We start from the raw sequence: 21,777 nt of genomic DNA on the forward strand, positions 1-21,777 counted from the left end.
CGGTTGGCGGAGGGCCGGTTTCCAGGTGGGTCCGGGGTGGGACCGGGGAGGCGGGGAGCTGCCGGGCGGTCTCGGCCGGGCGCTGCCGGGCCGGCGCTGTGGGTGCGGCCGGGGGCCTGCCGCGTGAGCTCTCGGTGAAGCGGGGTGAGGGGCCGGCTGCCTGAGGGGCCGGGTGCGGCCGGACCCGGGAGCTCGGGTGGGCCGGCGGCTGGAGCGGCGGGTCCGGCTGTGAGGGGAGCGGGCGGGCGGCGCGGCGGTGGCGGGTGAGCGGCCGGCCGGCCGGACAAGGGCCGGGTGCCGCCGGTCCTGCGGGGTGCGGGTCGGCCGGGGGTGCAGGGTCCGGAGGGCGCGCAGGGGGAACGGTTCCCGCTGGGGTGCCGGTGGGCGCGGGGTCGGAATATCCGGGAGTGGGTGGTCGTTGGGCGGGACATAGTTGAAGCGTAAACAACTTGGAGGGTGAGCGACCATGCAGTTCGGGATCTTCACGGTCGGCGACGTCACGCCGGACCCGACCACCGGGCGTACGCCGACCGAGCGCGAGCGGATCAAGGCCATGGTCGCCATCGCGCTCAAGGCCGAGGAGGTCGGCCTGGACGTCTTCGCGACCGGTGAGCACCACAACCCGCCGTTCGTGCCGTCCTCGCCGACCACGATGCTCGGCTACATAGCGGCCCGGACGGAGCGGCTGATCCTGTCCACGTCCACCACGCTGATCACCACCAACGACCCGGTGAAGATCGCGGAGGACTACGCGATGCTCCAGCACCTGGCCGACGGGCGCGTCGACCTGATGATGGGCCGCGGCAACACCGGGCCGGTCTACCCCTGGTTCGGCAAGGACATCCGGGACGGCATCAACCTCGCCGTCGAGAACTACGCCCTGCTGCGCCGCCTCTGGAACGAGGACGTCGTGGACTGGGAGGGCAAGTTCCGCACGCCGCTCCAGGGCTTCACCTCGACGCCCCGCCCGATGGACGACGTGGCGCCGTTCGTGTGGCACGGCTCCATCCGGTCCCCGGAGATCGCCGAGCAGGCCGCCTACTACGGCGACGGCTTCTTCCACAACAACATCTTCTGGCCCGCCGACCACACCAAGCGCATGGTCGAGTTCTACCGGAAGCGGTACGCCCACTACGGGCACGGAACGCCCGAGCAGGCGATCGTCGGCCTCGGCGGTCAGGTGTTCATGCGCAAGAACTCCCAGGACGCCGTGCGCGAGTTCCGCCCGTACTTCGACAACGCGCCGGTGTACGGCCACGGGCCCTCGCTGGAGGACTTCACCGAGCAGACCCCGCTGACGGTCGGTTCGCCGCAGCAGGTGATCGAGCGGACCCTGTCCTTCCGCGAGTACGCCGGCGACTACCAGCGCCAGCTGTTCCTGATGGACCACGCGGGACTGCCGCTGAAGACCGTGCTGGAGCAGCTCGACATGCTCGGCGAGGAGGTCGTGCCCGTGCTGCGCGAGGAGTTCGCGAAGGGACGCCCGGCCGACGTGCCCGAGGCGCCGACCCACCAGTCCCTGCTCGCCGCGAAGGAGGCGACCGCCGTATGAAGCTCGTAGTCGTTTCGGCGGGACTGAGCGTCCCGTCCTCCACCCGGCTGCTGGCCGACCGGCTGGCCGCCGCGGTGGACCGGCGGACGCCGGTGCGGACCGAGGTCGTCGAGCTGCGTGACCTCGCCGTCGAGATCGCGCACAACTTCACCAACGGATTCGCCGGGAAGGCCCTCGCCGCCGCGCAGGACGCGGTCGCGGGCGCCGACGGGCTGATCGTCGTCACACCGGTGTTCAGCGCGTCGTACAGCGGGCTGTTCAAGTCGTTCTTCGACGTGCTGGACAAGGACGCGCTGGCCGGCAAGCCGGTGCTGATCGGCGCCACCGGCGGTACGGGACGGCACTCGCTGGTGCTGGAGCACGCGCTGCGGCCGCTGTTCGCGTACCTGCGGGCCGTGGTCGTGCCGACCGGGGTCTACGCGGCCTCTGAGGACTGGGGTGCGGAGGGGCTGGCCGAGCGGATCGAGCGGGCGGCGGACGAGCTGGCCGCCCTGCTGCCGCTGTCCGCCCGCCGGAGCGAACCCGAGGTCGTGCCGTTCGCCGAGCAGCTGGCCGCGCTGGAGCGCTGATCACCCTCCCCACCCGTGGCGGCGGCCACGGGTGGGGAGGGGGACGGGAGGCGTGCGGTGCGGGTGGGGGCTGTGACGGTGAGAGGGCGGTAAAAAGGGTGATCGTAGGCCCGCTCGCCCCGGCCGGAGCACCGCCGCCTTGGCAGACTGGACGAGTGCCCCAGACTGTGCTGCTCGCCGAAGACGACCGTGCCATCCGCCATGCCCTGGAGCGGGCCCTGACGCTGGAGGGCTACGAGGTGACGGCCGTCGCCGACGGGGTGGAGGCGCTGGCACAGGCCCACCGGACGCCGCCGGACGTGCTGCTCCTCGACGTGATGATGCCGGGCATCGACGGGCTCCAGGTATGCCGGGTGCTGCGGGCCGAGGGCGACCGGACGCCGATCCTCATGCTCACCGCCCTCGTGGAGACCGCCGACCGGATCGCGGGCCTCGACGCGGGCGCCGACGACTACGTCGTGAAGCCGTTCGACGTGGAGGAGGTCTTCGCCCGGCTGCGCGCCCTGCTGCGCCGTACCAGCGCAGTACCGGCCGGCGGCGGCACCGGCCCGGACACCGGCACCGCCCGTGACCTCCAGCTCTCCGACCGGCAGCTGGAGGCCGCCGGCATCCGCATGGACCTCCAGGCCCGCCGTGCCTGGCGTGGGCGGCGCGAGCTGGAGCTGACCCGCACCGAGTTCGAGCTGCTGGAGCTGCTGGTGCGCAACGCGGGCATCGTGCTCGACCACTCCACCGTCTACGACCGGATCTGGGGCTACGACTTCGGGCCCGGCTCCAAGAACCTCGCCGTGTACGTCGGCTATCTGCGCCGCAAGCTGGACGAGCCCGGCGCACCGCAGCTGATCCACACGGTGCGGGGCGTGGGTTACGTGCTGCGGGAGGACTGAGTGGGCCGCCCGCGGCGGCCGCCGGTCCCGCGCCGGCCCAAGCTCGTCTCCCTGCGCACCACGTTCGCCGTGTCCTTCGCGGCCGTCACCGCCGCCGTCACGATCCTGGTCGGCATCCTGTCCTACAGCTCCGCCGCCCGTCTGGTCCGCGTCGACCAGCAGTCGGTGTTCACCGAGGTCGTGCAGGACGTCCAGGACGAGGTGCGGCAGCACAGGATGGTCCCGGAGGACTTCTCCTCCTCCCGCCCCGGGCACGACCTGGTCCGGCCCGCCCGCACCGATGTGCAGGTGCTGGGCACCCGGGGCGAGATCGTCGACCACGGCAGCCCGGTGCTGCCCGTGACCTCCCGCGACAAGGCCATGGCGACCGCGCGGTCGGCCGGGAGGGTGGTCCAGCACAAGGACGTACGGGTCGACGAGGACCTGTTCCGCATCGCCACCGTCTCGCTCGGCGACGGACGGGGCGCGATCCAGGTGGCGCAGGAGTTCAGCGACACCGAGGACCTGCTGCGCACGCTCCAGCAGCGCACGCTCTATCTGATGGCGGCCGTCGTGGTCGCCGCCGGCCTGTTCGGATGGTGGCTGGCCCGGCGCATCACGCGCCGGCTGGTGATCCTGACGTCCGCCGCGGAGGACGTGGCGCGCACCCGGCAGCTGGGGATCGAGGTGCCCGTCGCGGGGCTGGACGAGGTCGGGCGGCTCGGGCGGGCCTTCGACCGCATGCTGGGCCGGCTCGCCCAGTCCGAGGAGGACCAGCGGCGGCTCGTCCAGGACGCGGGACACGAACTCCGTACGCCGCTGACCTCCCTGCGGACGAACATCTCGCTGCTGCGCCGGATCGACGAACTGCCGCCGGGCACGCGCGAGGAGCTGGTCGCGGACCTCGGGCAGGAGGCCCGGGAGCTGACCGACCTGGTCAACGAGCTGGTCGACCTCGCCGCCGGGCAGTCCGACGCGGAGCCCCCGCAGCGGGTGGACCTCGCCGATCTCGCCGAGGAGGTCGTGGGCGTGGCCAGGCGGCGCACCGGACGGCAGGTCGTGCTGCGCACGCGCGGTGACACGACGACCGACGGGCGGCCCGGGATGCTGCAACGGGCGATCTCCAACCTGGTCGAGAACGCGGCCAAGTTCGACCGGGGCGGCGAGGCGCCGATCGAGGTCTCGGTCACCGGGCCGGCCCGGCCGGGCACCGTGCGCGTGGAGGTGGCGGACCGGGGACCCGGTATCGCCGACGGCGACCTCATCCGTCTGTTCGACCGCTTCTACCGTGCCGCCGACGCGCGGTCCCTGCCCGGGTCGGGGCTCGGTCTGTCCATCGTGCGCGAGGTCGCCATGGCACACGGCGGGGCACCGTTCGCCTACCGGCGGGAGGGCGGTGGAGCGGTCATCGGGTTCACCGTCGGCGGCGGCATCGTCAGGAGCGGGGGCCCGCAGGGCGGGGGCTGAGGGATCCCCCCGGGACCTGCGGCTTTCCGGGACCGGCTCCCTATGACCCGCCTCCCCTTCCCGGGAAGGTGAGGAAGCCCTCCGCGCGGGCGCTGGCCAGGCCGATCCGCGGGATGTCGCTGCTCTTCGCGAAGAGGAGGAAGCGGGGCTCCCAGACCGGGCGGTACTTGGCGTTGGCGCGGTAGAGGGACTCGATCTGCCACCAGCGGGAGAAGAAGGTGAGGATCGAGCGCCACAGGCGCAGGACCGGGCCCGCGCCGAGGCGGGAGCCGCGTTCGAAGACCGAGCGGAACATCGCGAAGTTGAGGGAGACCCGGTCGATGCCCGACTCCCGCGCCCGCAGCAGGAGTTCCACCACCATGTACTCCATCAGGCCGTTCTCGCAGTCGCGGTCGCGGCGCATCAGGTCCAGGGAGAGGCCGTGCTCTCCCCAGGGCACGAAGCTGAGCAGGGCGCGCGGTTCGCCGTTCGCGTCGCGGCACTCCAGCATCACGCAGCGGCCGTCGGCCGGATCGCCGAGGCGGCCGAGGGCCATGGAGAAACCGCGCTCGGTGGCACCGTCGCGCCAGTGGTCCGCGCGGTCGACGAGCAGGGCCAGCTCGTCGGCGGGGATGTCCTCGTGGCGGCGGATGCGGACCGAGTAGCCGGCCCGCCGGACCCGGTTGTGGGCCTGCCGGACCACGCGCATGGCGCGGCCTTCGAGGGTGAAGTCGGCCAGGTCGACGATCGCCTCGTCGCCCAGTTCCAGCGCGTCGAGACCGTGCCGGGCGTAGACGGTGCCCGCCTCCTCGCTCGCGCCCATCACCGCGGGCGTCCAGGCGTGCCGGCGTGCCTCGGCGAGCCAGGCGTCGATGGCCCCGGGCCAGGCCTCGGGGTCGCCGATCGGGTCGCCGGAGGCGAGGCTGACCCCGCCGACGACGCGGTAGGTGACGGCGGCCTTGCCGCTGGGGGAGAAGACGACCGCCTTGTCACGGCGCAGCGCGAAGTAGCCGAGGGAGTCCCGGTCGCCGTGCCGGTCCAGCAGCGCCCGCAGCCGCCGCTCGTCCTGTTCCGCGAGCAGGCACGCGCCGCGCGGTGCGCGGAAGCAGGCGTAGAGGACCAGCAGGAAGACCGCGGCGATCAGGACGTTGACGATCACGTCGGCCCAGCGGGGGGCGTGCACCGCGGGCACACGGTCCGCGAGCGGACCGACGCTGATGCCGCGCAGCAGCGTGTAGGCGATCTCGTCCTTGAGGGTGGCGCCGGGCAGCTGGTTGGTCGCGCGGACCAGCAGGGTGCCCGCGGTGCCGCCGACGAGGGTGCCGCCCAGGCCGACGGCGAGGGCCAGGCGCGGGTTGGAGCGGTCGCCGATGGCGGAGAACTCGCGCCGGCCGAGCAGCAGGGCGGCGACGAAGAGGCCGGTGAGGGCGGCGGAGAGCCAGTTGAACAGGTGCTCCTGGTACGCGTCGCGGGTGAGCGCGAGGACGTAGAGGCAGAACAGGAAGCCGGACAGGAGCAGGTTGAACACCCAGGCGGCGCGCTTGCGGCGGCGCATCACCACCGCCAGGAACAGGGCCAGCGCCGCCGAGACGAGGCCGGCGGTGGCGAGGTACGGGGTGAAGAACTCGCCCGCGTTGTGCTCGTGCACCTCCTCGCGGAAGGGCAGCGACATGACCCCGGCGATGTTCAGGACGGCCAGGACGCGCAGGTACCAGACGGTGGCCGCGGCGGCGCGGGTGCGCACCCGGCTGTCGGGTGCCGGGTGGAAACGGATCGGCGGGAAGCGGTTCGGCAGGAGTCGGACGCGGCGGGGACCGCGCGGAGCAGGAGCCTGCGGGGAGGTCGGGGTCGGCTGTCGAGCGGGCATGGTGACCGGTCGCCTTGGGGGACGGGGACGGGACACCGCAGACCCTACAGCGTGTCGGGTGGCGCGGGTGCGGGGATGCGCACGGTCCGGGCACAGGGTCTCACCCGTCAGCCGCCGGTGCCGCGCCGGGCCGCCGCCAGCAGCCAGGCCAGATTGCCCACCGCCGCCCCGGCGGCCACCACGGCGACGATCACCCCGCCGGTCGCGAGGCCGTCGCTGAACAGGTGCGGGCGCCGGTCGAGGCTGTGCAGCCCGAAGCCGCACAGCTCGTACACGCCGACGGCGGCGATCACCAGGCTGACGAACAGCAGGGCGAGTGTCGGCGCGAGGCTGCGGACACAGACGGCCCCGGTTTCCGATTCCGTCTCCTGCATGGCTCCCCCGATGGACAGACGCGTGACCGCTGGCGGTTCGGAACCTACATTACGTAGGGTCGGTCGTGGGCGACGGCGTGCGGATCCGGCCCTCTGTGGACTCCTGGCCGAAGCGGCCCGCCGAGCCGGTTCCGGCCGGCGGTGGCTCCGGGGCCGGTGCGCCTACTCCGGCCCGCCGCGGCCGGTGCGGCGGGCGTAGGCGCGGGCCGCGCGGGCCCGGTCGCCGCAGCGTGTGGAGCACCAGTGGCGGCGGCCGTGGCGGAGCAGGTAGCGGTTGCAGGGGGGCGGAGCCGCAGACGGTCAGCCGGCCCCGAGGGCTCCGAGCCGATCGTCGGCGAGGTCACCGGCTTCCTGCTCACCTCCGCCGACCTGCCCGGCGTCTACATCAGCGGCGACAACGCCTCCCTGGACCTGGTCGGGGAGATCGCCGCGCGGTACGCCCCGGTCGACACCGCCGTCCTCTTCGCCGGCGCGCCCCGCCTGCCCGTCCTCGACGACGCCTCCTCGTCCTCGACGGCACCGGTACGGCGACGGCCGCCCGGCTTCTCGGTGCCCGCCGGGTGGTGGCCGCCCACTGCGACAGCTGGGCCCATTTCACGGAGTCCCGGGAGGACGTCGTCCGGGCGTTCGAGAAGGCGGGCCTGACGGACCGCCTCCAGCCGGCCTGACCCCGAGGACGTCCAGCATCGCCCGGGTGGCCGGGCCGGGGTTGAAACCGCTCCAGGCCAGGTACTCCACGCGGTGCGGCCCGTCGACCACCGGGACCAGGGCCAGTTCGGGGTTCTGGGCGGCCAGCGGCCGGATGTACGCCGAGGGCAGCAGCGCGACACCGAGTCCGCGTTCGAGCAGCCGGATGATCAGCTCGACCACGCCCGCCTCGTACGCCACGTCACGGACCAGCCCCGCCGCGGTGAACGCCCGGTCGGACTGGGCCCGCGCGGGCGTGCCGGCGACGAAGTCCACGAAGGTCTCCTCGGCGATCTCCCCGAGCGTGACCTGGGAGGCGCCCGCCAGCCGGTGACCGGCCGGCAGCACGAGCACGTGCTCGTCGTGGTCCAGCACCACGGTCTCCACACCGGACGGCCGTTCGCCCTCCGGCAGACCGAGGAAGGCGATGTCGAGGTCGCCGTCCCGGAGGGCGGTCACCAGCTCGTCGCTGCGGCCGGAACGCAGGACGACGCGCACGTGCGGGTGCTGGGCGCGGTACCGCTGGAGCACCTCGGGCACGTCCACGGCGGCGGTGGTCACGATCACGCCGACGGCGAGGCGGCCGCGCACCACGCCCGTGGCGGCCGCCGCGTCGGCCGCGGCGCGTTCGGCGGCGGCCAGGCACTCGCGCGCACCGACGACGAACGCCTCGCCGGCGCTGGTCGGCTCCACACGTCGGCTGGAGCGCGCGAACAGCTGGACCCCCAGCTCGCGTTCCAGGGCGGCGATCCGGTGACTGAGCGAGGACTGCACGACGCCGCAGTGCTCGGCGGCGCGCGTGAAGTTGCGGGTTTCGGCGACGGCGACCACGTACCGCATCTGCTGGAGATCCACAGCGGCAATCGTCAGCGTTCATGGCTGCGATGACAACCATGCTTTGGAGTCATGGCGGGTGCCAGCCGAGACTTCCCGCATGGATTCCTCGACCGGGCGGTCCTTCGTCCCGCCGCGCAGCCCGTCCGCGCAGCGGGCGGCCACCGTCGTACTGACCGCGCTCGCCCCCGCCTCCTGGGGCACCACGTACGTCGTGACCACGGAGCTCCTGCCGCCGGGTCACCCGCTGTTCGCCGGGCTGATGCGCGCCCTGCCGGCCGGACTGGCCGGACTCGCGATCACCCGGGTCCTCCCGCGCGGGGACTGGTGGTGGAAGGCCGCCGTCCTCGGCGTGCTCAACATAGGCGCGTTCTTCCCCCTGCTGTTCCTCGCGGCCGAACGCCTCCCCGGCGGGGTCGCCGCCACCCTGGGCGCCGCACAGCCCCTGCTGGTCGCCGGACTGGCCGGCCTGGTGCTCCGCGACCGGCCGACCCCCTGGCGGCTGACCTGGGGCGTGGTCGGTGCGCTCGGCGTCGCCCTGGTGGTGCTCGGGCCGCGGGCGCGGCTGGACGCCACCGGCGTCGCCGCGGGTCTCGCCGGTACGGCCGCCATGGCCTGCGGTGTCGTCCTCACCAAGCGCTGGGGCCGTCCCGCCGGGGTCGGCCCGCTGGCCCTGGCCGGCTGGCAGCTGACCGTCGGCGGACTGCTGCTGCTCCCGCTCACCCTGGTGATCGAGGGGACACCGCACGGGATCGACGCCGCGGCCGTGGGCGGCTACCTGTGGCTGGGCGGCATGGGCGGGTTGATCGCGTACACGCTGTGGTTCCGCGGGATCGGCCGCCTGCCGGTCGGCGCGTCCGCACCGCTCGTGCTGCTGTCCCCGCTGGTGGCGACCGCCATCGGCATCGCACGGGGAGAGTCGCTGAGCCTCCCGCAGACCCTGGGCTTCCTCCTCGCGCTGGCCGCCATGCTGGCCACCCAGCTCGATCCCCCGCACCCCGGCCGGCGGGCGCGGCGCGGGACCCCGGATCCCAAAGAGCGCGCGGCGGCCTCCGGTGAGCCGGGCATGACGGTCGCCGTGCTGGGTGCCACCGGGATGGTCGGCAGCCGGGTGGCGGCCGAGGCCGCTCGCCGTGGACACCGGGTGCTGGCCCTGTCCAGGAAGCCCGAGGCGCACGACCCGGCCGCGGACCCGGCCGTGACACCGGTCGCCGTCGACGTGCGGGACGCCCACGCCGTGCACGAGGCACTGGCGGGCTCCGCCGCGCACGGTGCCGCCGACGCCGTGGTGCTGGCCGTGCGGACCGAGCCGGCCGACGAGGAGTTCCTGGTCGGTGCGACCCGTACGGTCCTGGACACCGCCGCGCGGCTGGGCATCCGTGTCCTCGTGGTGGGCGGCGCCGGGGCGCTGCGCAGTCCGGACGATCCCGGACTGCTCGTCGCGCACAACCCCGCGTACGTGCCCGCCGAGGTGCGGGCCGTCGCCGCCGCCGGTCTGGCCCAGTGGGAGACGTGCCGGGCCCATACCGGTGCCGACTGGGTCTATCTCAGCCCGCCCGCCCTGCTCGAACCCGGTTCACGGACGGGCCGGCACCGGCGCGGCACCGACACCCTGCTCACCGCCGCCGACGGCCGGTCGTGGATCAGTGCGGAGGATCTGGCGGTCGCGGTGCTCGACGAACTGCAGACGCCGGGCGCCGAGCGGCACATCACGGTCGTCCACCACGACGCGGCCCCACCCGCCGGTTCCTACGCGGCCCCCGCGTCACAAGAGAAGTCGTAGCCGGTGAAGTCGGCGACCGGGACGTACCCGAGGCGCCGGTAGAGGGCGTTGCTGGTGGGGTTGGCCGGGTTCGTGAACAGGACGACGTCCGTCGCGCCCGCCGCCAGCGCGGCCCGGCTGACCTCGGCCGTCACCGCACCGGCGTAGCCGCGGCCCCGGAGGCGGGCCGGGGTGTACACGGGGTCCACCCGGACCATGCCGCCGACCATCGAGGTCGAGCCCGCCATGGACACCGGGGTGCCGTCCGGGGTCTCCCAGAACGTGAACCGCTTGTCGGCGAAGCGTGAGGCGGCCCAGGAGCCGGGGTCCGTGGCGAGGACCTCGCCGACGTCGGCGCAGAACGCGCCGCACCAGCGGACGACCCGCTCGTGGTCGTGCGCGCCCGCGACCCGGCCCGCGCCCGCCGGGACCGGCTCCTGCGGGGTGAGCGTGCCGAGCCGGTGGAGTCGGCCCCACCAGGAGGCCTCAGGCTCCGCGCCGGTGTGCCGCTGCCAGGCCTCGGCGAACGCGGTGGCGCTGTCGTGGTCGGCGAGCACGCCCGGGAGGGGGTGGCCGAGGCCGGCCAGGCGCACGGCGAGGGTGTCGGCCTGCTCGGGGGAGAGGGCGGTGACGGTCAGGCGGCGGGACGGAAGGCGGTAGCAGACGGCGTGGACCTCGCCGCCCGACTCCAGCCGGCCGAAGACGGTGGCCTCGCCGTCCGGGGCGCCGGCCCCACGGGTGCGCAGTCTCTCGACCGTGGTCAGCGGTGTGTTGTGCAGGGCCGGGCGCGAGCGCAGGAAGTCTCCGGCCCGGGCGAGGAACTGGTCGACGTCTTCGGTGAGATGCCAGTCGTCGGGTCGCATGCCTCATGCTCCCCGATCCGCGCGGCTCGCGGGCGCGAACGCCCGGAGCGGAGACGGGCCGACGCCCGGCCCGGCCACTTCGCGCGGGAGTCCCGCCCGCCCCCGGTGCGGCGGGACCGGCTCAGGGCCAGACGAGGCAGTACGGCTGGTGCCCGGCCTCGTGCAGCCGGTGCGAGAAGTCCTGCCACTCGTGCAGCAGCTGGTACACGTTGAACGCGTCGCGCGGGCCGCCCCGGTCCGGGACCGTCGACCAGATGAAGGCCGCGGCGCCGACCGCCTCCTCGCCGATGTCGCGCAGGGGGTCGACGACCGTCATGGGAAGCTTGACGACGGCGTAGTCGGGGTGCAGCACGACCAGTTCGAGGGGCGGGACCTTGTGCAGGGGCACGCCCTCGATGCCGGTCAGCACCATCGCGGCCATCGTCTCCGGCTTGATCTTGGTGAACATGCCGTTCATGCCCAGCTCGTCGCCGCCGAGTTCCTCGGGACGCATCGAGATGGGGACGCGGGCCGCGGTCGCGCCGTCCGGCGCGCCGAAGTATTTGTACGTCACCCCCACCCGACCACCATTCCTGCTCCCCGCCCGCAGGCGGTCGGCCCGGTGGTCGAGCCGGCGGTCGATCGGCCGCTCCGGCTGCCGGTCGGTCTGCCGGTCGGGCTGCTGGTCGATCTGCCGGTCGTACCGCTCGGGCTCACTCGGTACACCCTGTGTCTGACGTGCTTCGGTCGCTTCCTCCGCCTCGCGCCGGTGCCTTCCCCGCCGGGCACGTCGAGGACCCAGGTCATCAGTCCCCTCGCCCAGTCCGCCACCGCGATGCATATCTCCACCCGACTGCTTTTCTAGGACGCGTGGCCCCCGCCGCGCAACCCGATCATCGTGTCAGTGACCTCCCCCACGGCCGCCCGCCGAAACGTGCGGTGGAACAGCAGTCCACGCGGGGAACTTCCCGACCCCTGATCATTACGTGCGTATGAGCTGTGTGTATCAGGTGTCAGTCTCGCAGATGAGGGATGGAGCCGCTTTGATCTTGAGCGGCGCCGCTCTGATCCTGAGGCGGACCGCGGTCCGGCCGGGGCGCGGCCTACCCTGAGGGGGTCACCACGCCACCGGAGTCCGAGAAGCCGGAGAACTCGCACGTCATGAGTGCCCTGAGCGAAACGCCCTATCCGTACGAAGCGCCCGCCTCGCAGGCGCTCTTCGACCGTGCCTCCGCCGTCACACCGGGGGGCGTGAACTCCCCGGTGCGCGCCTTCCGTGCCGTCGGCGGCACCCCGCGCTTCATGGTGTCGGGGAAGGGGGCCTACCTCACCGACGCCGACGGGCGTGAGTACGTCGACCTCGTGTGCTCCTGGGGACCGATGATCCTCGGCCACTCGCACCCCGAGGTCATCGCCGCCGTCCAGGAGGCCGTCGCCCGCGGCACGTCCTTCGGCACGCCCGGCGAGGGCGAGGTCGCCCTCGCCGAGGAGATCGTCGCCCGGGTGGCGCCCGTCGAGCAGGTCCGGCTCGTCAGCAGCGGCACCGAGGCGACCATGTCGGCCATCCGCCTCGCCCGGGGCTTCACCCGGCGCTCCAAGGTGATCAAGTTCGCCGGCTGCTACCACGGCCACGTGGACTCGTTGCTCGCCGCGGCCGGCAGCGGTGTCGCGACCTTCGCGCTGCCGGACACCCCCGGCGTCACCGGCGCCCAGGCCGGCGACACGATCGTGCTGCCGTACAACGACCTGGAGGCCGTGCAGGAGGCCTTCCACCGGCACCCGGGCGAGATCGCCTGCGTGATCACCGAGGCCTCGCCCGGCAACATGGGCGTCGTGCCGCCGGACGCCGGGTTCAACCAGGGCCTGCGCGACGCCTGCCACAAGAACGGCGCCCTCTACATCTCCGACGAGGTGATGACGGGCTTCCGGACCAGCAGGAGCGGCTGGTTCGGGGTCGACGGGGTCGCACCCGACCTCATGACCTTCGGCAAGGTCATGGGCGGCGGCTTCCCGGCCGCCGCCTTCGGCGGGCGCGCCGACGTCATGGCCCACCTCGCCCCGGCCGGGCCCGTCTACCAGGCCGGCACCCTCTCCGGGAACCCGGTCGCCACCGCCGCCGGTCTCGCGCAGCTGCGGCTCCTCGACGACGCGGCGTACGAGACGGTGGACGCCGTCTCCGCGCAGATCCAGTCGCTGGTCACCGAGGCGCTGAGCAAGGAGGGCGTCGCGCACCGGCTGCAGAGCGCCTCCAACATGTTCTCCGTCTTCTTCACCGACCGGCAGGTGCGCAACTACGAGGACGCCAAGCGGCAGGAGTCGTACCGCTTCACCGCGTTCTTCCACTCGCTGCTGTCGAACGGCGTCTACCTGCCGCCGTCGTCCTTCGAGTCCTGGTTCGTGTCCACGGCCCATGACGAGCGGGCCATCCAGAAGATCGCCGACGCCCTCCCGGCGGCGGCCCGGGCGGCTGCGGAGGCCACCGCGTGAGCAACAGCACCGGCAACACCGGCGACAAGGACATCACCGTCGTCCACCTCATGCGGCACGGCGAGGTCGAGAACCCGAGCGGCGTCCTCTACGGACGGCTGCCCGGGTACCACCTGTCCGAGCTCGGCCGGCAGATGGCCGACCGGGTCGCCGAGCACCTCGCCTCACGTGACGTCACCCACGTGTGCGCCTCGCCGCTGGAGCGCGCGCAGGAGACGGCCACCCCGATCGCCAAGGCGCACGGCCTAGGCCTGGACACCGACGAGCGGCTCATCGAGGCCGACAACGTCTTCCAGGGCAAGACGTTCGGGGTCGGCGACGGCGCGCTGCGCAAGCCGGACAACTGGAAGCACCTCGTCAACCCGTTCCGGCCGTCCTGGGGCGAGCCGTACATCGACCAGGTCGTGCGGATGATGGGCGCGCTGAACGCGGCCAAGGACCGGGCCCGCGGGCACGAGGCGGTGCTGGTCAGCCATCAGCTGCCGATCTGGATCGTCCGTTCGTACGTCGAGCGGCGGCGGCTGTGGCACGACCCGCGCAAGCGGCAGTGCACCCTCGCCTCCCTGACGACCTTCACGTACCAGGGCGACAAGATCGTGTCGGTCGGCTACAGCGAGCCCGCCATCGATCTCGTCCCGGTCCATCTGCGCGCCGGCGCCAAGCCCCAGAAGGGCAAGGGCACGGCCCAGGGGAAGGCCTTCGGGGCCTGACGGACCGTCGTTTCCGGAGGTCCCTTTGAAGCGCTTGGTGCGCTTTTGCGGGGATCGTTACGAAAAGCGCACAAATTGGCGGAACCTCCCCGATCGTCACGCCCTCTGACTGGGTGACCATCCAGCAGGCGCGACGAATCGGGGATCTCCATGCGCACCATCTCCCGGACCCTCTCCCGGCGTGGGGCACTCGGCCTCGGCGCGGGCGCGGCGGCCGCCGCCGGTCTCGCCGGCTGCGGGGGACTCAAGTCCTCGGACGGCGCGGGGCACCGGGACGGTTCCGGCAAGGGCGTCGACGGGCACGACGGCAAGGACCAGGGCCGGCCCGGTGCCCGTCCGGCGCGGCCCATCGGCGACGGCTCCACCTCCTTCACCGGCAGGCAGCCGCACCAGCCGGCCAGGCCCGAGCCGCTGGAGCCGGGCCAGACCCCGCCGCAGTTCGTGATCTTCTCCTGGGACGGCGCCGGCGAGGTCGGCAACGGACTCTTCCCGCGCTTCCTCGATCTCGCCAAGGAACACGGCGCGAGCATGACCTTCTTCCTCTCGGGGCTGTATCTGCTGCCCGAGTCGAAGAAGCGGCTGTACGAGCCGCCGAACAACCCGCGCGGCGCCTCGGACATCGGCTACCTCACCGACGCGCACATCAAGGCCACGCTCGCAGGCGTGCGCCGCGCCTGGCTCGAGGGCCACGAGATCGGCACCCACTTCAACGGGCACTTCTGCGCGGGCGGCGGCTCGGTCGCCAACTGGAGCCCGCAGCAGTGGCGCAGCGAGATCCGGCAGGCGAAGGCGTTCGTCAAGGAGTGGCGGACGAACACCGGCTGGACGGACCTGCCCTCGCTGCCCTTCGACTACGACAAGGAGCTGGTCGGCGGCCGCACGCCGTGTCTGCTCGGCCAGAACAACCTGCTGCCCACCGCCCGCGAGCTGGGCTGGCGCTATGACGCCTCCTCGCCGGGCGGCCGTCAGACGTGGCCGGTGAAGCGCCAGGGGATATGGGACCTGCCCTTGCAGCAGATACCTTTCCCCGGACGTTCCTTCGAGGTCCTGTCCATGGACTACAACATGCTGGCCAACCAGTCCGTGAACTCCACCAAGGCGCCCGCGTACAACTACCCGGGCTGGCGCAAGCAGTCCGCGCAGGCGTACATCCAGGGATTCCAGCGGGCGTACGAGACGAACCGGGCGCCGTTCTTCGTCGGCAACCACTTCGAGGAGTGGAACGGCGGCATCTACATGGACTCCGTCGAGGAGGCCTTCAAGCACATCGCGCGCGAGAAGGAGAAGGGCGGGGACGTGCGGCTGGTCTCCTTCCGGCAGTTCGCGGACTGGATGGACGCGCAGAAGCCCGAGGTGCTCGCGAAGCTGCGGACGCTGGAGGTCGGGCAGCGGCCCGCCGGCGGCTGGAAGGAGTTCCTGCGGGACACCAAGTCGGCCTCCTCGGACGCCGCCTGAGCCTCGCGGGGTACATAGTCCGAAATGCCCCGTGTAAATACGCCCTGAAATGCGGTTCTCTGTCCGGCAGGGGGGCGCGCAAGATCCCCGGAACGGCCATGCGAAACTTTTCACATGAGTACCCGAAGCCGCGCCGTTCTGCTCAGTGCCGTGGCCGCCGTGGCGGCCCTGTCCCTGTCCGCGTGCGGTAAGGGCGGCACCTCCGGCGGCGGTGGCAACACCAACTTCGTCACCGGCAACAACGGCATCGACACCGCGCCGCAGGGCGAGCGGGCCGCGGCCCCCGACCTGTCCGGCAAGACCATCGACGGCAGGACCGTGGACGTCGCCGACTACAAGGGCAAGGTCGTCGTGCTCAACGTCTGGGGCTCCTGGTGCGGCCCCTGCCGTGAGGAGGCGAAGTACTTCGCCAAGGTGTCGAAGGACTACTCCGGCAAGGGTGTGCAGTTCGTCGGCATCAACACCCGGGACACCAGCACCACCCCGGCGGTCGCCTTCGAGAAGGAGCACGGGATCGGGTACCCGAGCCTGTACGACCCCACGGGCCGGCTCATGCTCCGCTTCAAGAAGGGCACCCTCAACCCGCAGCTGATCCCGTCCACCCTCATCCTCGACAAGGACGGGAAGGTCGCCGCGCGTGCCCTGGAGCCGCTCGACGACGCCGGCCTGCTGAAGATGCTCAAGCCGGTCCTGGCGGAGAAGTGACGTGAGCGCGACCCTGACGCTGGCCGCGGTGGGCCAGAACCAGACCGTGCTCCACGGCGCCCTGCTGATCTCCGCACCCCTGGCGCTGCTCGGCGGGCTGGTCTCCTTCTTCTCGCCCTGCGTCCTGCCGCTGGTCCCCGGCTACCTCTCCTACGTCACCGGCGTCGCCGGCACCGACCTGGCCGAGGCCCGGCGCGGCCGGATGGTCGCCGGCGCCTCCCTGTTCGTCGTCGGCTTCAGCGCCGTCTTCGTCTCCGGCGGCGCGCTGTTCGGCTACTTCGGCTCGACCCTCCAGGACTACCGGGACCCGCTGAGCAAGGCGCTCGGCGTCCTCATGATCCTCATGGGTGTGTTCTTCATGGGGCTGATGCCCTGGTTCACCCAGCGCGAGTTCCGCTTCCACAGGCGGCCGTCGAACGGCCTGGTGGGCGCCCCGTTCCTCGGCGCCCTGTTCGGCATCGGCTGGACCCCCTGCATGGGCCCGACTCTCTCCTCGGTGAACGCGCTCTCCTGGAACGAGGCGAGCGCCGGACGCGGCGCCCTGCTGACGGTGATCTACTGCGTGGGTCTCGGCGTCCCCTTCGTCCTCACCGCGATCGCCTTCCGCAAGGCGCTGGGCGCCTTCGCCTGGGTCAAGCGCCACTATGTCTGGGTGATGCGCATCGGCGGCACGATGATGATCGTGACCGGTGTGCTGCTGCTGACCGGTGCCTGGGACGCCCTGGTGCAGCAGATGCAGACCTGGTCCAACGGCTTCAGTGTGGGGATCTGATCGATGAGCAACACCACTACCGACAACTCCCCGGGCGAAGCCGGGAGCACCGAGAGCCAGGACGACCTGGGGGCGGCGGGCTCCCAGCTGTCCACGGCACCGCGGGAGGAACTCGCGACCGTGCCCGGTCTCGGCGTCATCGGCTGGGTCCGCTGGTTCTGGCGGCAGCTGACCTCCATGCGGGTCGCGCTGCTGCTGCTCCTGCTGCTCTCGCTCGGCGCGATCCCCGGCTCGCTGATCCCGCAGACCGACGCCGACGCGAGCAAGGTCGAGGACTTCCGCACCGCCCACAAGACGCTGACGCCGATCTACGACAAGCTCGGCCTGTTCCACGTCTACAGCTCGGTGTGGTTCTCCGCCATCTACATCCTGCTGTTCGTCTCCCTGATCGGCTGCATCGTCCCGCGCACCTGGCAGTTCGTCGGCCAGCTGCGCAGCCGTCCGCCGGGCGCGCCGAAGCGGCTGAACCGGCTGCCGGCCTACACGACGTGGCGGACCGAGGCCGACCCCGAGCAGGTCCGCGAGGCCGCGCTCGCCCTGCTGAAGAAGCGCCGCTTCCGCGCCCACACCGCCGGTGACGCCGTCGCCGCCGAGAAGGGCTATCTGCGCGAGGTCGGCAACCTGGTCTTCCACATCGCGCTGATCGTGCTGCTGGTCGCCTTCGCCTCCGGCCAGCTGTACAAGTCGGACGGCACCAAGCTGATGGTGGAGGGCGACGGCTTCGCGAACGCGCTGCCCATGTACGACGACTTCAAGTCCGGCAGCCTGTTCCAGAACGACGACCTGGTGCCGTTCAGCTTCGATCTCAAGGACTTCACGGCCACCTACGAGACCAGCGGCCCCAACAAGGGCACCCCGCGCACCTTCGAGGCGAAGATCGCCTACGGCGTGGGCGCGTACGGCAAGCAGCGGACGACCAGCGTCAGGGTCAACCAGCCGCTGAAGATCGACGACGCCAAGGTCTACCTCGTCAGCCACGGGTACGCGCCCGTCGTCACCGTCCGCGACGGCAAGGGCAAGGTCGTCTACCACGACGCCGTACCGCTGCTGCCGCTCGACGGCAACGTCACCTCCAACGGCGTGGTGAAGGTGATGGACGGCTACCGCGACGCCCGGGGGAAGAAGGACCAGCTCGGTTTCCAGGCCTTCTTCGTGCCGACCTTCGACCCGAAGAGCGGCACGATGCTCTCGCAGTTCCCGGCGCTGGTGAACCCGCTGCTCGCGGTGAACGCGTACCACGGCGACCTCGGCGTCGACACGGGCACCCAGAACGTGTACCAGCTCGACAAGACCCATATGAAGGCGTTCAAGGACGCCAAGGGCCAGCTGCTGAAGAAGCTGCTCCAGCCGGGCGACACCATGAAGCTGCCCGACGGCGCCGGTTCCATCACGTTCGAGAAGGACGTCAAGGAATGGGCCGGCTTCGAGATCGTCCAGGAGCCGGGTGGCGGCTGGGCGCTCGGCGGTGCCTTCGCGGCGATCTTCGGGCTCGCCGGGTCCCTGTTCATCCAGCGCCGCCGCGTCTGGGTGCGGGCGGTGCGCGGTGCCGACGGCGTCACGGTCGTCGAGATGGCCGGGCTCGGCCGCAGCGAGTCCGCCAAGGTGCCCGAGGAGCTGGGCGTGCTCGCCGGAACCCTCTACGACCACGCGCCGGGGGCCCCCGAACCCGACGACGCCAACGAATCCACCGTCGTACCTGCCGAAGGGGCTGAGAAGTGACTCTCGCCGCCGCGACCAACGAACACCTGGCGAGCATCAGCAACACGCTGATCTACTCGTCGATGGCCGTCTACACCCTGGCCTTCTTCGCGTACATCGCCGAATGGCTCTTCGGCAGCCGCAGCAAGGTCGCCCGTACGGCCGCCGCGCTGACCACGGACGGCGCACGGCAGGGCGGCGCCCCCGCCGTCACCGTGCGCAAGGCCGGCGGTACGGCCGTCCTGGAGCGGCCCAAGGTCGTCGTCCGCTCGTCGTCCGGCACGCGGGACGTGCCGGACGGGCCGGGCGCCCACGGCGGTGACGTGCAGGGCGACCTCTACGGGCGGGTCGCCGTCTCGCTCACCGTGCTCGCGTTCCTCGTGGAGCTGGGCGGGGTCGTCACCCGCGCGGCCTCCGTGGAGCGGGCGCCGTGGGGCAACATGTACGAGTTCAACATCACCTTCTCCACGGTCGCCGTCGGCGTCTACCTCGGGCTGCTGGCGCTGAAGAAGAACGTGCGCTGGCTCGGCCTGTTCCTGATCACCACGGTCCTGCTGGACCTCGGTCTCGCCGTCACCGTCCTGTACACCGCGAGCGACCAGCTGGTGCCCGCGCTGCACTCGTACTGGCTGTACATCCACGTCTCCACCGCGATCTTCTGCGGTGCGGTGTTCTACGTCGGCGCGGTCGCCACGATCCTGTACCTGTTCAAGGACTCCTACGAGAACAAGCTCCAGACCGGCGGCAAGCCGGGCGCGTTCGCGAGCTCGGTGCTGGAGCGCCTGCCCTCCTCCGCGTCCCTGGACAAGTTCGCCTACCGGGTCAACGCGGCCGTGTTCCCGCTGTGGACGTTCACGATCATCGCGGGCGCCATCTGGGCGGGCGACGCCTGGGGCCGCTACTGGAACTGGGACCCGAAGGAGACCTGGTCCTTCATCACCTGGATCGCCTACGCCTGCTACCTGCACGCCCGTGCCACGGCCGGCTGGAAGGGCCGCAAGGCCGCCTACCTGGCGATGATCGCCTTCGGCTGCTGGCTGTTCAACTACTACGGCGTCAACATCTTCGTCAGCGGCAAGCACTCCTACGCGGGCGTGTGACCACCCCGTCGGTGACACTGGTGTCATGAGCGGTTCCATCGAACAGGGCATGAGCCAGACGCACGGGAACACGCACATACTCCACTTCCTGGTGCGGATCCCGCTGCGCATGGAGGACGTCTGGCCGGCGGTGGCCACCCCCGAGGGCCTCGGGGCCTGGTGCACCGCCGTCGACGTGCTCGAACCCCGGCTCGACGGCATGGTCGCTATGCGTGACCTGGGCACCGGGCAGGTCACGGCGTGGGACGTGGACCGGGTCGCCGAGTACACCGTCGGCAGCGGCGGCCGCATCCGGTTCCACCTGGAGCGGGAGGGGGCGGCGGAGAGCGCGCTGCGCTTCACCCACGAGTTCCAGGGCGAGGGGGAGTCGGAGGCCGGCTGGCGGGCCCGATTCGAACGGCTGATCGCCCATCTGGGGGGTCCGCAGGGCCCCTCCGGGCCGGAGCCGGAGCCTTCGGAGCCCCTCCCCGGCCAGTTCACCTAGGACGGCGGCGGCCGGTTCAGGAGGCCGCCGGGAGGCTCCCGTGGGCCACCGAGGCGATGTGGTCCCGCAACCGCTCCACGTAGAGCCGCAGGTTCTTCGCCGCCACATCGGTGTCCGGGTAGCGGCTCGCCAGCCACAGCCCCTCGTGCAGCCGGTTCACCCACACGCACACCTGGTCGCCGTACGAGACCCGGAGCAGGCCGTGCGCCTTCAGCTCCGCCCACCGCTCGGCGCCGGGGATGTCCCGGGCGTCGACGTAGGAGACGATCGAGTACAGGTCCGGTGAGGTCGGCCGGAAGTCCGCGCCGAGCAGGCTCAGCACCCGGGCCAGCGGCATCCGGGACAGCGGCCGGTTCGCCTGGAGCTCGGCCCGCACCGCCCGCAGCGTGTCCCGGAGGCCGGGGCCCGGGCCCACGGGCACCTCGATCGGGGCGCCGCCCACGTACCAGCCCACCGAGTCGTTCCACCGCGACTTCACCCGGGTGTGGAACGGCACCACCGTCCGGTACACCGACTGCCCGCCCAGTTCTCGGACGATGAGCGCGGTCGCGGCCAGCAGACCGACCAGGCTGCCGCCGTAGGGCCGGCAGTACGCCTCGAACGCCGCCGCCTCGTCCGCGTCCGCCAGCGGCTCGCACAGCATCCGCTGCGGGGGCAGCGGGCCGCCCGGCTCCAGGCCGAGGTCGACCGGGAAGCCCGGCAGCGTCCCGTCGCAGCGGTGGATGAACTGGCGCCAGCGCTCCACGACGGCGTGCCGCCCGTCGATGCCGTCGGCGTCCGCCCGCTCGATCTCGCAGAAGTCCACGTAGCTCGCGGCCGGGGCGGGGCGGTCCGCGGCGACTCCGGCCGGGCCCGCCGCGTACAGCTCGTGGATCTCGGCGGCGATCCGGTGCAGGGAGTAGGCGTCGACGTTGCTGTGGTCGAAGGCCATGTACACGCTGACGCCGTCGTCCCGCACGACCGCCGTGTAGATCAGGTTCGGCCAGCGCAGCGCGTCCGCGACGGTGTCGAAGCGGTCCTGGAGGTGCCGGACGAGGTCGTCGGCGTCGGGGAAGTCGCCCACGTCCTCGCGGCACAGCGTCACGTCGGCGGCGTCGAGGGTGAACCGGCGCAGTTCCTCGCCCGCCCAGCGGAAGCCGCTGCGCAGCGTCTCGTGCCGTACGGTCCAGGCGCGCAGCGCCTCCTGCAGCCTGTCGAGGTCGGCCGGGCCGGGGATGTCGAAGGCGGTGCCGAGCCAGGTCGGCACGAACAGCCCGTCCTCCCGGACGCTCCGGGCCGTCCTGATGTGCGACTCCTGGATGTAGGCCGGTCGCCGGGAGTCCTCCGGCAGTGCGGTCGCCACCGCTACGGTCGCCGGGCTCAGCGTCCACTCGACGAGCCGTCCCGGCCGGACCTCGCAGCGCTGGATGTCAGTGATTCGCACGCGTCTCCCATCACAGAAGGGGGCCCCTGGTTGCGGGTCCCCCTCAGGCAATGCCGAGGGACGCGGCCGGGACATGCCCGTCGGGTTCATTTCAACGGAACGGGTGGCAGGCCGAACGCGGAAGTGATTAACCGACGGTGCGGT

At 72.2% G+C, this 21,777-nt stretch carries 20 protein-coding genes and 1 pseudogene; 13 read left to right on the top strand and 8 right to left on the bottom strand.

Annotation, left to right across the window (positions count from 1 at the left end; genetic code table 11):
- The first annotated feature begins 466 nt into the window (after positions 1–466).
- From BLW57_RS22125 to BLW57_RS22140, 4 genes are all read left to right on the top strand, one after another.
- Positions 467–1,552, top strand: a complete 1,086-nt coding sequence (locus BLW57_RS22125; RefSeq protein ID WP_093476773.1) for an LLM class flavin-dependent oxidoreductase — start codon at positions 467–469, stop codon at positions 1,550–1,552.
- Positions 1,549–2,121 (top strand): FMN reductase, encoded by a 573-nt coding sequence (locus tag BLW57_RS22130; protein ID WP_093476775.1) that lies wholly within the window; start codon positions 1,549–1,551, stop codon positions 2,119–2,121. Before BLW57_RS22125 ends, BLW57_RS22130 begins: the two co-directional genes overlap by 4 nt.
- Positions 2,122–2,276: 155 nt before the next feature.
- A complete protein-coding gene (locus tag BLW57_RS22135) occupies positions 2,277–3,008 on the top strand; it encodes a response regulator transcription factor (RefSeq protein WP_093476776.1) in 732 nt (243 codons plus the stop codon).
- Positions 3,009–4,454 (top strand): sensor histidine kinase, encoded by a 1,446-nt coding sequence (locus BLW57_RS22140; protein WP_093476778.1) that lies wholly within the window; start codon positions 3,009–3,011, stop codon positions 4,452–4,454. It abuts the gene before it with no gap.
- Between the two features lie 40 nt (positions 4,455–4,494).
- Here the strand turns inward: BLW57_RS22140 and BLW57_RS22145 are convergent, their stop codons facing one another.
- The 5 genes and pseudogenes from BLW57_RS22145 to BLW57_RS22165 form a co-directional block, all read right to left on the bottom strand.
- The gene (locus tag BLW57_RS22145; RefSeq protein WP_093476779.1) at positions 4,495–6,300 is read right to left on the bottom strand and encodes a phosphatidylglycerol lysyltransferase domain-containing protein; all 1,806 of its coding nucleotides are present in this window, start codon (positions 6,298–6,300) and stop codon (positions 4,495–4,497) included.
- Between the two features lie 107 nt (positions 6,301–6,407).
- Positions 6,408–6,674 (bottom strand): hypothetical protein, encoded by a 267-nt coding sequence (locus tag BLW57_RS22150; protein ID WP_093476781.1) that lies wholly within the window; start codon positions 6,672–6,674, stop codon positions 6,408–6,410.
- Between the two features lie 162 nt (positions 6,675–6,836).
- Positions 6,837–6,981 (bottom strand): annotated as a pseudogene (locus BLW57_RS22155) (CGNR zinc finger domain-containing protein); the annotation flags it as partial.
- A gap of 73 nt (positions 6,982–7,054) precedes the next feature.
- Complete coding sequence (locus BLW57_RS43125; RefSeq protein WP_371127804.1) at positions 7,055–7,267, bottom strand: hypothetical protein; 213 nt, start codon at positions 7,265–7,267, stop codon at positions 7,055–7,057.
- Between the two features lies 1 nt (position 7,268).
- A complete protein-coding gene (locus BLW57_RS22165; protein WP_093476782.1) occupies positions 7,269–8,216 on the bottom strand; it encodes a LysR family transcriptional regulator in 948 nt (315 codons plus the stop codon).
- Between the two features lie 79 nt (positions 8,217–8,295).
- Here BLW57_RS22165 and BLW57_RS43130 point away from each other — a divergent pair, with 79 nt between their 5' ends.
- Complete coding sequence (locus BLW57_RS43130) at positions 8,296–9,978, top strand: EamA family transporter (protein ID WP_371127805.1); 1,683 nt, start codon at positions 8,296–8,298, stop codon at positions 9,976–9,978.
- Here the strand turns inward: BLW57_RS43130 and BLW57_RS22180 are convergent.
- Positions 9,945–10,820: a GNAT family N-acetyltransferase gene (locus BLW57_RS22180; protein WP_093476784.1), complete on the bottom strand. Its 876-nt coding sequence runs from the start codon at positions 10,818–10,820 to the stop codon at positions 9,945–9,947. The genes BLW57_RS43130 and BLW57_RS22180 overlap by 34 nt on opposite strands.
- Positions 10,821–10,941: 121 nt before the next feature.
- Entirely contained in the window at positions 10,942–11,379 is a 438-nt protein-coding gene (locus tag BLW57_RS22185; protein WP_010353923.1) for a hypothetical protein, read from the bottom strand.
- 590 nt (positions 11,380–11,969) lie between these two features.
- Here BLW57_RS22185 and hemL point away from each other — a divergent pair.
- The 8 genes from hemL to BLW57_RS22230 all read left to right on the top strand — a co-directional run bounded on the left by hemL (position 11,970) and on the right by BLW57_RS22230 (position 20,210).
- Positions 11,970–13,286: a glutamate-1-semialdehyde 2,1-aminomutase gene (gene hemL / locus BLW57_RS22195; protein WP_093480822.1), complete on the top strand. Its 1,317-nt coding sequence runs from the start codon at positions 11,970–11,972 to the stop codon at positions 13,284–13,286.
- Between the two features lie 50 nt (positions 13,287–13,336).
- On the top strand, positions 13,337–13,996 hold the full coding sequence (locus BLW57_RS22200; protein ID WP_256339837.1) for a histidine phosphatase family protein: 660 nt from the start codon (positions 13,337–13,339) through the stop codon (positions 13,994–13,996).
- Between the two features lie 150 nt (positions 13,997–14,146).
- Positions 14,147–15,451 (top strand): polysaccharide deacetylase family protein, encoded by a 1,305-nt coding sequence (locus BLW57_RS22205; protein WP_093476788.1) that lies wholly within the window; start codon positions 14,147–14,149, stop codon positions 15,449–15,451.
- A 114-nt stretch (positions 15,452–15,565) separates the two neighbouring features.
- Positions 15,566–16,156, top strand: a complete 591-nt coding sequence (locus tag BLW57_RS22210) for a TlpA family protein disulfide reductase (RefSeq protein WP_176985683.1) — start codon at positions 15,566–15,568, stop codon at positions 16,154–16,156.
- A 1-nt stretch (position 16,157) separates the two neighbouring features.
- Positions 16,158–16,928 carry a cytochrome c biogenesis CcdA family protein gene (locus BLW57_RS22215; RefSeq protein ID WP_093476791.1) on the top strand — a complete coding sequence of 257 codons (771 nt, stop codon included), beginning with the start codon at positions 16,158–16,160 and terminating at the stop codon, positions 16,926–16,928.
- A gap of 3 nt (positions 16,929–16,931) precedes the next feature.
- Entirely contained in the window at positions 16,932–18,647 is a 1,716-nt protein-coding gene (locus BLW57_RS22220; protein WP_093476793.1) for a cytochrome c biogenesis protein ResB, read from the top strand.
- The gene (gene ccsB, locus BLW57_RS22225; protein ID WP_093476794.1) at positions 18,644–19,726 is read left to right on the top strand and encodes a c-type cytochrome biogenesis protein CcsB; all 1,083 of its coding nucleotides are present in this window, start codon (positions 18,644–18,646) and stop codon (positions 19,724–19,726) included. Before BLW57_RS22220 ends, ccsB begins: the two co-directional genes overlap by 4 nt.
- Positions 19,727–19,751: 25 nt before the next feature.
- A complete protein-coding gene (locus tag BLW57_RS22230; protein ID WP_093476796.1) occupies positions 19,752–20,210 on the top strand; it encodes an SRPBCC family protein in 459 nt (152 codons plus the stop codon).
- A 16-nt stretch (positions 20,211–20,226) separates the two neighbouring features.
- Here the strand turns inward: BLW57_RS22230 and BLW57_RS22235 are convergent, their stop codons facing one another.
- Positions 20,227–21,633 carry a condensation domain-containing protein gene (locus BLW57_RS22235; RefSeq protein ID WP_093476797.1) on the bottom strand — a complete coding sequence of 469 codons (1,407 nt, stop codon included), beginning with the start codon at positions 21,631–21,633 and terminating at the stop codon, positions 20,227–20,229.
- Positions 21,634–21,777: the final 144 nt, after the last annotated feature.

The sequence above is a fragment of the Streptomyces sp. 1222.5 genome, assembly GCF_900105245.1.
GTDB classification, from domain to species: Bacteria; Actinomycetota; Actinomycetes; order Streptomycetales; family Streptomycetaceae; genus Streptomyces; species Streptomyces albidocamelliae.